The 1,323-nt window shown below is 40.0% G+C and carries 1 protein-coding gene; it reads right to left on the minus strand.

Annotated features, from left to right (window positions below; genetic code table 11):
- Positions 1-106: 106 nt before the first annotated feature.
- Positions 107-1,183: an NAD(P)H-dependent flavin oxidoreductase gene (locus tag GNT69_RS25340; protein ID WP_203557730.1), complete on the minus strand. Its 1,077-nt coding sequence runs from the start codon at positions 1,181-1,183 to the stop codon at positions 107-109.
- Positions 1,184-1,323 lie beyond the last annotated feature (140 nt).

The raw sequence follows: 1,323 nt of genomic DNA on the forward strand, positions 1-1,323 counted from the left end.
ATTAAATCTGAAGAATGAAGCTATAAGACTTCTAACCGCAGGAACTGTGGGGTTCGCCTAATCAATTAGAAGCCAATAGGTTTCTGTACTTAGGAATCTCGTGGCTTTAGCCATGAGAGTGTTCAATTAATTCTGCAACAACATCTTGAATCAAAGCTTCCACACTTTGTTTTTTAGCTAGCCGTGGACTTTGTCCGGACCAAAGCGACATATATTCACGGTTTCTTTGTGCAGAAGCGGCTTTTCTTATTCCTTGCGTTAAGCTGTTTTGTATTGGAAACGGTGGGAAAGAGTCTTCAAATTTCTGCATATTTGAAATGAATTTGTTTTTAATTCCTCTTGCCCATTTTCCTGAAAATGAACGAGTGAGAACAACTTGGTCTTCGTGAGTATGCAGGATTGATTCTTTATATATATCATTTGCGCCACTTTCCATACAAATTAGAAAGGCGGTGCCCATTTGTACACCCTGTGCTCCTAAACAAAGAGATGCTGTTAACCCTCGACCGTCCATAATTCCTCCTGCAGCGACAATAGGAATTCTTACATGATCGGCCACTTGGGGGATAAGGGACATTAGACCAACTAAACTCTCCTGATGACCGTCTAAAAAGTTTCCGCGATGCCCACCAGCTTCACTGCCCTGGACAACGACAAGGTCCATTCCACTGTTTTCAATTTCGATGGCTTCGTTCACTGTCGTAGCCGTTCCAATAACAATCACACCATGTTGTTTCAAATCCTTAATAATCTCTATAAAAGGAATCCCAAATGTAAATGAACAAACCGGAACCTGTTCTTCGATGACCACTTTTATTTGTTCATGGAAGGTCGCGCGCATTTGATTGAAATCAGGAATTTCTACCGACTCTTTATCTTGTACATTCAATTGCTCTCGGATAGGCTTTAGGTATTGGTTCGCAATTCCAACTTCCGTCTCATTCACTTGAAATTCGTTCGGAACAAATAAATTGATCCCGAATGGGTTGGATGTTAACTGCTTAATTTCTCTAATTTGGTCTCGTATTTGATTAGGTGTCATATAGCCTGCTGCTATCATTCCAAGAGCACCACTTTTCGAAACTTCAGCCACTAACTTTGAAGTGGTGATTCCTCCTGCCATCGGTGCTTGAATAATCGGATACTGAATACGCAAAAGTTTCGTCATTTCATTTTTAAACATCATTACACCTCTATCTTTTTCTGTGAAAATAAAAGTCCCTCGGGTTTCCTGTATATCATTGATCAAAGTAGGAAACCCTATAAATAACTTAAAAAAGCCAATAAGAAAGCAGAGGTACCTGTTGGAGGGTAACTTTGAAT

This window comes from Bacillus sp. B15-48, assembly GCF_016879755.1.
Lineage (GTDB): Bacteria > Bacillota > Bacilli > Bacillales > Cytobacillaceae > Mesobacillus_B.